Source organism: Phenylobacterium sp. CCH9-H3 (assembly GCF_001557235.1).
GTDB lineage: Bacteria > Pseudomonadota > Alphaproteobacteria > Caulobacterales > Caulobacteraceae > Phenylobacterium.
In genome coordinates this window covers 1-8,468 of the sequence record NZ_LSJI01000098.1, presented here as the reverse complement: position 1 = coordinate 8,468, position 8,468 = coordinate 1, and the positions used below count along the sequence as shown (strand labels likewise).

Annotated in this window: 13 protein-coding genes and 1 tRNA gene; 1 reads left to right on the top strand and 13 read right to left on the bottom strand. The window is 68.8% G+C overall.

Annotated elements, in window-relative coordinates; all coding sequences use genetic code 11:
• The 11 genes from AX721_RS28270 to AX721_RS27875 all read right to left on the bottom strand — a co-directional run.
• Positions 1 to 84: hypothetical protein (locus AX721_RS28270; protein WP_231754707.1), on the bottom strand; the 84-nt coding region annotated here is incomplete at its 3' end.
• Positions 81 to 665: a nucleoside triphosphate pyrophosphatase gene (locus AX721_RS09210; protein WP_068875721.1), complete on the bottom strand. Its 585-nt coding sequence runs from the start codon at positions 663 to 665 to the stop codon at positions 81 to 83. The genes AX721_RS09210 and AX721_RS28270, both read right to left, overlap by 4 nt.
• Before the next feature lie 18 nt (positions 666 to 683).
• Positions 684 to 902 carry a translation initiation factor IF-1 gene (gene infA, locus AX721_RS09205; RefSeq protein ID WP_068875720.1) on the bottom strand — a complete coding sequence of 73 codons (219 nt, stop codon included), beginning with the start codon at positions 900 to 902 and terminating at the stop codon, positions 684 to 686.
• Between the two features lie 120 nt (positions 903 to 1,022).
• On the bottom strand, positions 1,023 to 1,490 hold the full coding sequence (locus AX721_RS09200) for a low molecular weight phosphatase family protein (protein ID WP_068875719.1): 468 nt from the start codon (positions 1,488 to 1,490) through the stop codon (positions 1,023 to 1,025).
• 6 nt (positions 1,491 to 1,496) lie between these two features.
• Positions 1,497 to 1,976 carry a UPF0262 family protein gene (locus tag AX721_RS09195; protein WP_068875718.1) on the bottom strand — a complete coding sequence of 160 codons (480 nt, stop codon included), beginning with the start codon at positions 1,974 to 1,976 and terminating at the stop codon, positions 1,497 to 1,499.
• Between the two features lie 128 nt (positions 1,977 to 2,104).
• Entirely contained in the window at positions 2,105 to 2,677 is a 573-nt protein-coding gene (locus AX721_RS09190; protein ID WP_068875717.1) for an SH3 domain-containing protein, read from the bottom strand.
• A 93-nt stretch (positions 2,678 to 2,770) separates the two neighbouring features.
• Positions 2,771 to 3,997 carry a mechanosensitive ion channel family protein gene (locus AX721_RS09185; protein WP_068875716.1) on the bottom strand — a complete coding sequence of 409 codons (1,227 nt, stop codon included), beginning with the start codon at positions 3,995 to 3,997 and terminating at the stop codon, positions 2,771 to 2,773.
• A complete protein-coding gene (gene hisD, locus AX721_RS09180; protein WP_068875715.1) occupies positions 3,997 to 5,283 on the bottom strand; it encodes a histidinol dehydrogenase in 1,287 nt (428 codons plus the stop codon). The genes AX721_RS09185 and hisD overlap by 1 nt, the downstream gene beginning before the upstream one ends.
• A 41-nt stretch (positions 5,284 to 5,324) precedes the next feature.
• Positions 5,325 to 5,750: a DUF2948 family protein gene (locus AX721_RS09175; RefSeq protein WP_068875714.1), complete on the bottom strand. Its 426-nt coding sequence runs from the start codon at positions 5,748 to 5,750 to the stop codon at positions 5,325 to 5,327.
• 4 nt (positions 5,751 to 5,754) lie between these two features.
• Positions 5,755 to 7,047 carry a UDP-N-acetylglucosamine 1-carboxyvinyltransferase gene (gene murA / locus AX721_RS09170; RefSeq protein WP_068875713.1) on the bottom strand — a complete coding sequence of 431 codons (1,293 nt, stop codon included), beginning with the start codon at positions 7,045 to 7,047 and terminating at the stop codon, positions 5,755 to 5,757.
• 89 nt (positions 7,048 to 7,136) lie between these two features.
• Entirely contained in the window at positions 7,137 to 7,283 is a 147-nt protein-coding gene (locus AX721_RS27875; protein ID WP_197422514.1) for a hypothetical protein, read from the bottom strand.
• Positions 7,284 to 7,380: 97 nt separating this feature from the next.
• On the opposite strand from AX721_RS27875, the gene AX721_RS09165 reads away from it, so the two are divergent.
• Positions 7,381 to 7,455: transfer RNA gene (locus tag AX721_RS09165), tRNA-Thr, on the top strand.
• Between the two features lie 227 nt (positions 7,456 to 7,682).
• Here the strand turns inward: AX721_RS09165 and AX721_RS09160 are convergent.
• Together AX721_RS09160 and AX721_RS09155 are read right to left on the bottom strand one after the other, a co-directional pair.
• The gene (locus AX721_RS09160) at positions 7,683 to 7,946 is read right to left on the bottom strand and encodes a hypothetical protein (protein ID WP_068875712.1); all 264 of its coding nucleotides are present in this window, start codon (positions 7,944 to 7,946) and stop codon (positions 7,683 to 7,685) included.
• 247 nt (positions 7,947 to 8,193) lie between these two features.
• The coding region (locus AX721_RS09155) for an energy transducer TonB (protein WP_156467093.1) at positions 8,194 to 8,468 on the bottom strand (275 nt) is incomplete at its 5' end.

The window sequence follows — 8,468 nt, the reverse complement described above, 5'->3', positions numbered from 1 at the left end:
GAGCCGCTCCGGCCGGCCGTCGAGGGTGACCACGCCACGGGTCTCTCCGATGCCGCGGTCGAGAAAGGTCCGGCGCTCGCTCATGTCCTGCGAAATCCAAGGCCGGTGAGCAGATTGGCGGTCTCGTACAGCGGCAGGCCCACGACGCCGGAGTACGAACCCTGTAGCGAGATGATCAGCGCCCCCGCCCGGCCCTGGATCGCGTAGCCGCCAGCCTTCCCCACACCCTCCCCGCACGCGAGATAAGCTTCGACCTCGGCGTCGGTCAGGCGCTTGAAATGGACGCGGCTCTCCACGAGACGCGCGCTGGTGCGGCCGCCCGGCGCCGCCACGGCGATGCCGGTGAGCACCTTGTGGGCGCGGCCGGACAGCAATTCGAGGCAGCGGCGAACCTCGTCGTCGTCCTCGGCCTTGGGCAGGACACGACGGCCCACCGCGACCACCGTGTCCGCCGCAAGGACGTGAGCCTCGGGCCGGCGGGCGGCGACATGAGCAGCCTTGGCGACGGCGAGGCGCATCGCTAACCGGCGCGGTGTCTCGTCAGGCCCCGGCGTTTCGTCGAGATCGGCGGCCTCGACGGCGTCCGGGACGAGGCCGATCTGCCGCAGCAGATCCAGACGACGGGGGCTCGCGGAAGCCAGGACTAGGCGCGGCTCAGCAGTCAAGGCGGCGCCTCAGGTTAGCTAGCGGATACGGAAGGTGATGCGGCCCTTCGTCAGGTCGTAGGGAGTCATCTCCACCAGGACCTTGTCGCCGGCCGACACCCGGATGCGATTCTTGCGCATCTTACCGGCAGTGTGGGCGATGATCTCATGGTCGTTCTCGAGTTTCACCCGGAAGGTCGCGTTCGGCAGCACCTCGCTTACCGTTCCCGGAAACTCAAGCAGCTCTTCTTTCGCCATGCAGCTCTCTTAGATCCCGACGCCTTCCATACGACGACGGCTCGCGCCGTCTGGCCGCGAGCCGCATTCTGCATAGGTGACTATAGCGCGCCGCCGCCGAGAAGGTCGATGGGGCGCCGATCAGCCACCGAAGCGATTGACGATGCGTTCCGCCAGGCCGTCGCGAACCTGGCGGTAGGCCTCCAGCCGGTGCTCGCGGGACCCCTCCGCCAGCGTCGGATCCAAGGTGGGCCAGTACTCAATCTCCGCGGACCGCCCGCGGGCAAGTTCCACGGCCCGGTGCTGGGCCTCTGGGGTCAGCGAGATGACGAGGTCGAACGAATCGTCCTCCAGTTCCGCGAACGTCTTGCAGCGGTGGCGGGTGAGATCGACGCCCAGTTCCTTCATGACCTGGGCGGCTAGCGGATCGACCTCGATGTCATCCACGTCCGGGTCGAACCTGGCGCGCCTGAGACCGCAGCTGTCGACGAAAATTCGGGTGCCGATCAGGTGCTTCATCAGCGCCTCGGCCATCGGGGATCGCACCTGGTTGAAATTGCAACAGAAGAGGACCGCATCGGGCAGCCGCTTCCCGGGGTCGCGGGCCATCCGGCGTCAGCCCCGCCAGTGCAGTGCGCAGATCAACGTGAAGAGGCGGCGTGCGGTATCCAGATCGGTTTCGATCTTTCCGGCCAGCCGCGCCTGAAGCAGTTCGGAGGCTTCGTTGTGGAGCCCGCGACGACCCATGTCCAAGGCCTCGATCTGTTGAGGCGTGGAGCTGCGGATGGCTTGGTAATAGCTGTCGCAGATCATGAAATAGTCTTTGATCAGCGTTCGAAACGGCGAGAGCGACAGGATGTGACGGCGCTCGTACGCGGGCCCGCGCACGTCCAGCACCAGCCTGTTCTCCAGCAGGCCCATGTGCAGGTCGTAAGGCCCGCCGTCGGCCCCCTCCGGAAAGAAGAAGTTGTCCTCCAGCAGGTCGAAGATCGCGATCTGCCGTTCCTGTTCCTGGTCGCGAGAAACGGCCGCGAGCGACTCTTCGTCAAGCTCGACGGACTGCAGCCGGTGGATCTTCTTTGGGTCGTCGGCCATGGGTTCGCCGCCGAGCTTTATTGCAAACCGGGGGCTGTCGTCATCCCGCAGCAGCGAAGAGCGCCCGCAGGACGTAAAAAAACGCCCGGCGCGACTCGGCGCCGGGCGTCATTCGCGGAACTACGGCTCTAGCGGCCAGCGTAGCGGTGGCCCGTCGGGCGGACAAAGTCTCCGCGGACATAGCCGACCCCCACGCCATCGTGGCCGACGAGGATCCAGTCGCTGCCTCGTACTTCGGCGAGGGCCTGGAACCGCTCACCGCGCTGCAGTCGCCCGACGCGGGCCGAATTCGTGGTGGGCGCCGAGCGAAGGTTGACTCCGCTTTCCGCGACGAAGACCTCTCCGATCCTGCTGTAGGCCGCCGGCGAGATATCGCGCTGGAGGCGGTAGCCGTTCTGCACGTAGGTGCCGGCGTTCTGCGCGCGGCTTTTCTGAGCCTCGCAACCGATAGCCGAGCCGGCCGCCGCGCCCACGGCGGCGCCCGCGACCGTCTCACCGGTGGCGTGACGCCCGCCGACCTTGTTGCCGATCACGCCGCCGACCAGTGCGCCGATCACCGCGCCGGCCTCCTGCTTGCCGCCCGGCGCCGAGCAGCCGGTGACGCCGGCGCTTGCGCTCGAAGCGCCGCCCAGCGTCAGGGCTCCGGCCAGGATCGCCGCGGCCATGCCGCCGCCGAAGGTCTTCGTGTTCAGGATCCGCATGGGTCTTGCTCCGTCCTCTGCGTTCAGTTCGATGACCCAGCTTCTAAACGGCCCAGCCTGAACGGGCCTGCCACCCGCCCTGACAGGAACTGTTCAGCTTCCCGGTTCGGGGGCGGGCGGCGCAGGCGGCGCACGGTCTTCCAGCGGCTGGGCCTGGACCGGCGTGGTCTTCACCGGCGCCAGGATGCGAGCCGTCTCGAACGCGTTCTTGAGCCGCCGATTGAACTCGCGGCCGACATCCCACTGGGCGCGCGGCTCAGTGATGAAACGGGCCTTGATGTAGACAGCGTTGTCCGCCAGGCGCTCGACGCCCATTACCTCGAACGGCTTGGTGATCAGCTTCTTGAACGCCGGGTCGGCGCGCAGGTCGTCGCCGACCTGCTGGATCACCGCAAGCGCCCGGTCGAGGTCGGTATCGTAGCTGACCGGGATTTCCGCCAGATAGGATGAGAAGACCTTGGTCCGGTTATGGATGACCTGGGCTTCGCTGTAGGGGAAGATGTGCAGCGTCGCGTTGGCGTCGCGCAGGCGGATCGTCCGCAGCGTCATGGCCTCCACCGCGCCGCTGAACCCGCCGATCTCCACATTGTCCCCCACCGAGACCACGTCCTCGGCGATCAGGAACAGGCCGGTCAGGAAATCCTTCACCAGCGTCTGCGCGCCGAATCCGACGGCGATGCCGAGGACGCCCGCGCTGGCCAGGATCGGCCCGACCTTCAGCCCCAGTTCGGTCAGGATCGTCAGCCCGCCGACCACCACAAGCACGGTCTGGGCGCAACCGGTCAGGATCGGACCCAGAGTGCGCAGCTGCGCCGCGCGGCGCGGGTCGGCGCTGCGGCGCGCAAAGCCGCCGACCAAGCGCTTGATGATGAAGCCGGAGATCTCGACCAGCGCCGTGGCGATGATGATCACCAAACCCAGGCGAACGAGCCGGGCGCCTGCGTCGCCCGACAGCCAGGCTCTAGCATCCACGCCCCAGATTCCCAGGACGAGCACGATGACGCCGACGACCGCGGCCAGGCGCAACAGACCCCAGGTGAAGCGCGCGGCCTGCTGCGTGCGCGCCGCCTCGTCCCCCGCGCCGCCGACGTGGACCCGCGCGAGCCAATGATCAGAGAGCCGGCGAACGAGCCAGAGCGCGCCGTAGACGGCGAGAACGACGCCAATCGACAGGGCCGCGTTGATTCCCGCTTCGATGGGATCAAGGCCCAGGATGTGGTCGACCGCCGCCGTCGTCGAGGTCACCAGCTGCTCGGTGAAGCCCGGCTTGGCCGGCTCCGCCGCCGCTGCGGCCTTGGCCGGCGCGTCCGCGGCGAACACTAGCGCCCCTGCCCCAGCCGGATCGCCGCCGACCGGGCGTGCGCCGGGAGCCCCTCCGCCTCCGCAAGGGCGATGGTGGCGGGCGCTAGGCGCGCGAACGAGTCGGCGTCGCACTTCACGAGCGAGGTGCGCTTGAGGAAGTCATAGAGCGACAGGCCGGAGGAGAAACGCGCCGCCCGGCTCGTCGGCAAGACGTGGTTCGAACCGGCGACATAGTCGCCGACCGCTTCGGGCGCGTGGCGGCCGAGGAAGATCGCGCCGGCATGGCGAACCCGGTCGGCCAGTCGTTCAGGCTCGTCCAGCGCGAATTCCACGTGCTCGGGAGCGATCTCGTCCACCAGGCCGGGAGCTTCCTCCAGCGGCGCGATGACGATCGCCCCGTGGTCGCGCCAGGAGGCGCGCGCATCCTCGCCGGTCGAAAGCGCCCCCAGCTGCTCCTCGACCGCAGCCTCCACCAGACCGGCGAAAGCCTCGTCGTCGGTGATCAGGATGGATTGGGCGGCCGGGTCGTGCTCGGCCTGCGAAAGCAGGTCGGCGGCGATCCACTGCGGACTACTCGCGCCGTCCGCGACGACGACGATCTCCGAAGGACCGGCCAGGGCGTCGATGCCGACCACGCCGTAGACCCGACGCTTCGCCGCCGTGACGAAGGCGTTTCCGGGGCCCACGATCTTGTCGACGGGCTTGATCGGGCCAGCGCCATAGGCCAGCGCGGCCACGGCCTGGGCGCCGCCCACCCGCCAGATCTCTGTGACGCCCGCCTCTTGGGCCGCCGCCAGCACAGCCGCCTGCAACCGGCCCGGCGGCGTCACCATCGCGATCCGCGCCACGCCGGCCGCCGCCGCTGGCACGGCGTTCATGAGCACGGTAGAGGGATAGGCGGCCCGCCCGCCGGGCACATAGATCCCGACCGACTCCAACGGCGTCCAGCGCCAGCCCAGTTCCACCCCGGCCTCGTCGACGAAGCGCTGGTCGGCAGGGCGTTGGCGCTCGTGGTAGGCGCGGATCCGGCGAGCCGCGAAGGCGATGGCGTCCCGCACCTCGGCCGGACAAGCCGCTGCGCCCTCGGCGATCTCATCTGCGCTGACCCGCAGCGTGGCTTCCGTCAGTTCGACGCGGTCGAAGTCACGCGCGTAGCGCAGCAACGCGGCGACGCCTTCGGCGCGGACCGCGGCCAGCACGTCCCGGACCACCGCGTCGACGTCTTCGGGCGTGTCGCGGCGTTCGTTGACGAAGGCCGAGAAGGCGGCCTGGAACCCTGGATCGGAAAAGCGAAAGCGGCGCATGGGCCGCTCTTTAGCGGCGCGCGCAGGCCAAGACCACTCGCTCAGGCTTCGTGAGCGGGGGCGCGGGGCGTCGGCCACGGCGCCGAGACGTCCGCCAGCACCGCATCGACGCATTCCACGTCCGCACGCAGGTCGCCGCCGCCCGCGAAGCTCAGCGTCAGAACGCCGCCTGGCGGCTCGCCGGCCTCGAAGCCTATCGCCAGCAGTTCCACGACCGCGTCGCGGCGGTCGCGGCGGATCTTTCGAGCCTGCAACGCCAGGACGCCGCCCACCTGCAGGGCCGCACGCACGCGTTGCCGGCTGCCCGATTCCCAGCGGAAGCGGTTGAAGGCGATGGTCAGCCGCCGGGCCTTGGCCTCGTAGGAGATGTCGCCGACCTTTGCGATGGCGTCCTGCAGGGCGGCCGAGATCACCGCCAGGTCGTCCTGGTCTTGCGCCAGAAGTCGGAGTGGGCTGGGATCGGCCATCGGCCTACTCGGTCTCCTCGCCGCCTTCACCCTTCAGCCGCCGGATCTGCGCGCCGCAGGCGCTCAGCTTCTCTTCCAGACGCTCGAATCCGCGATCCAGGTGATAGACGCGATTGACCACGGTCTCGCCGCGGGCTGCCAAGCCCGCGATGACCAGGCTCACCGAGGCGCGTAGGTCGGTCGCCATCACCTGGGCGCCTTCCAGGCGCTCAACGCCGCGCACCCGCGCCTCGCCGCCGTGGACCGAGATGTCCGCGCCCAGCCGGCCCAACTCAGGCACGTGCATGAGGCGGTTCTCGAAGATGGTCTCGCGGATGACGCTCTCGCCATCCGCCAGGGTCATCAACGCCATGAACGGAGCCTGCAGATCGGTGGGGAATCCGGGATAGGGTTCGGTCGTGATCTCCACCGGCTTCAGCTTGCCGCCGTTGCGTCTGATGGTCAGGCCGTCGTTGTGCGGCGTCACCTCGACGCCCGCCTCGACCATTTTGTCGAGCACAGGCTGGATGAAGTCGCTGCGGGTGCGGGTCAGGCGTACGTCGCCCCCAGCCATCGCCGCGGCCAGCGCATAGGTGCCGGTCTCGATGCGGTCGGGCAGCACGTCGTGGGTCGCCCCGCCCAGGCGTGCGACGCCCTCGATCCAAATGGTGGACGTCCCGGCGCCGGTGATCCTGGCGCCCATCTTGTTGAGACAATCGGCCAGATCGACGATTTCCGGCTCGCAGGCCGCATTCCGCATCACCGTCTCGCCCTTGGCCAGCACGGCGGCCAACATTGTGTGTTCTGTGGCGCCCACCGAGACAAACGGGAACTCCACCTCGCCGCCCGTCAGGCCGCGGGGGGTCTGGGCGTACACATAGCCTTCGTGGAGTTCGATATGGGCGCCCAGGGCCTCCAGGGCCTTCAGGTGCAGGTCCACAGGGCGAGCGCCGATGGTGCAACCGCCCGGCAAGGACACCTTCGCCTGGCCGCTGCGGGCCAGCAGCGGTCCAAGCACATTGAATGAGGCGCGCATCTGCCGGACCAGGTCGTACGGCGCAAAGCCGCTCACGATTTCCCGGGTCGTCAGCAGTGTCTCGGCCCCATCTGGGCCGTCCGACTCGACGACCTCCGTACCGAGCCGCTGCAGCAGCCGCCCCAGGAACCGCGTGTCGGCGAGCCGCGGCATGTTGGTCAACCGCAGCGGTTCTTCGGTGAGCAGGCTCGCCGCCATGAGCTTGATGGCCGAGTTCTTGGCGCCGCTGATCGGGATTTCCCCCTGCAGCCGCGCGCCGCCGGTGATGGCGATGCGATCCAATCGATATCCTTCGAAACTGGCCCGGGCCGCTTTCCTCTGCGGCGCCTCCGGCGGGTATCTAGCCTGCCCGCCGGGAACCCGCCAAGTCGTCAATCGGTCGTGGACCTGTCGGCTTTCTGCGCAGACTGGCCTGCGGCGGGAACCTTGCGGCGGCGCAGGTTGGCCCGCAGCGCTTGCGCGAGCTTCGCCTCACGCGGATCTCGCGCGCCCGTCTTGCCCTTCTCATCCTCGGCCATGCCCCCGAGGTGCGGCGAGGCGTCTCGCTCGTCAAGCGTCCACCATTCGATTTGGGGCTTCACGCCGCGCCCGGCTCCCGCTATAGCGCCCGCCTTCGCCGCCGTAGCTCAGTGGTAGAGCGCATCCTTGGTAAGGCTGAGGTCGGCAGTTCAATCCTGCCCGGCGGCACCATGCTTCCCCAACGCTTTCAAGGCGTTGGGGAAGCACCCTCAAACCAGTTGCAGCTCTAGAATGCCTCAGGGCGGCGCGCTGTTGGCAGCGCGCGCGGGTGTTCTCGCGCGGAATCACGAGCGCGCGAGAGCGTGTATGCGCCTCGATCACGTCCCCTCGATCCCGAACAGGAGAGTCCATGGCCAAGGTGCTGAGGCTCTCGTGGCGCCGTCAACTGCCTGGACCCGCTAGGACGCCCAGGGATAGCGGGCGCGCATCGCCGGGCCCGGCGGCTCAGGGCAGCCGTAGTAACGGATAGATCCGACCAGGCGGTCGCCAGCGTCGTAGACGTTGACCTTGGCATCGCGCCCGAGACGCGCCACGCCCTGGGCCAACGCGCGCGCCTGTCGCTCGGCATGGCCGCCCCGGTTGAAGACGACGGTTTCCATCTCGTCACCCTGCAGTCGCCATCCGCCGCTCCGCAGCGGACGGACGCTGAACAGGCTGCACACGATTCCCTCCCCCGCCGGCGACCATGCGGGAGCGGCCCGCGCTGGATCGAGGGCCCGCCGCTCTTGCCGGACCGCAGTCGCGTTATGGGATTCCTGCATCGCTTTCGTCCTCCCTGACGTGAACGGACCGTCGCAGACCCAAAAGGTCTGCGGGTCGACTATCGCAGCTTCGGCGCCAGCGCGGTCCGCCGGATGCAGGCGATCCCCGGGGCAGGTCCCAAAATGCACTCTCCGGACAGGCGTAAGCCTAGTCGGGAAGGTTGAATCGGATCGGTATGCGGATCGTGCCGCCCGAGACGGGAACTCCGTCGCGCGTCATCGGCCGCAACTTGAAGTGCCGGCTCATCTTCAACGCCGCCGATCCAAAGCCCTCCCCGTCCGGGGTCTCGGTGACGACGGCGCAGGCCTCAAGGCGTCCGCTCGCGGCGACTCTGCAGCCGATGACCGCGCGCCCCTCCACGCCGCGGCGCGCCGCACGCTCGGGATAGTAGCGCGCGACCTCTTCGCCCGTCGGACGGCGAA

What these genes read in the sequence shown, in the direction of transcription:
- AX721_RS09200 (WP_068875719.1), bottom strand. Translation starts at nt 1,490, where the DNA reads ATGGCCCGCGACCCCGGGAAGCGGCTGCCCGATGCGGTCCTCTTCTGT.
- AX721_RS09190 (WP_068875717.1), bottom strand. Translation starts at nt 2,677, where the DNA reads ATGCGGATCCTGAACACGAAGACCTTCGGCGGCGGCATGGCCGCGGCG.
- hisD (WP_068875715.1), bottom strand. Translation starts at nt 5,283, where the DNA reads ATGCGCCGCTTTCGCTTTTCCGATCCAGGGTTCCAGGCCGCCTTCTCG.
- AX721_RS27875 (WP_197422514.1), bottom strand. Translation starts at nt 7,283, where the DNA reads ATGGCCGAGGATGAGAAGGGCAAGACGGGCGCGCGAGATCCGCGTGAG.
- infA (WP_068875720.1), bottom strand. Translation starts at nt 902, where the DNA reads ATGGCGAAAGAAGAGCTGCTTGAGTTTCCGGGAACGGTAAGCGAGGTG.
- AX721_RS09175 (WP_068875714.1), bottom strand. Translation starts at nt 5,750, where the DNA reads ATGGCCGATCCCAGCCCACTCCGACTTCTGGCGCAAGACCAGGACGAC.
- AX721_RS09195 (WP_068875718.1), bottom strand. Translation starts at nt 1,976, where the DNA reads ATGGCCGACGACCCAAAGAAGATCCACCGGCTGCAGTCCGTCGAGCTT.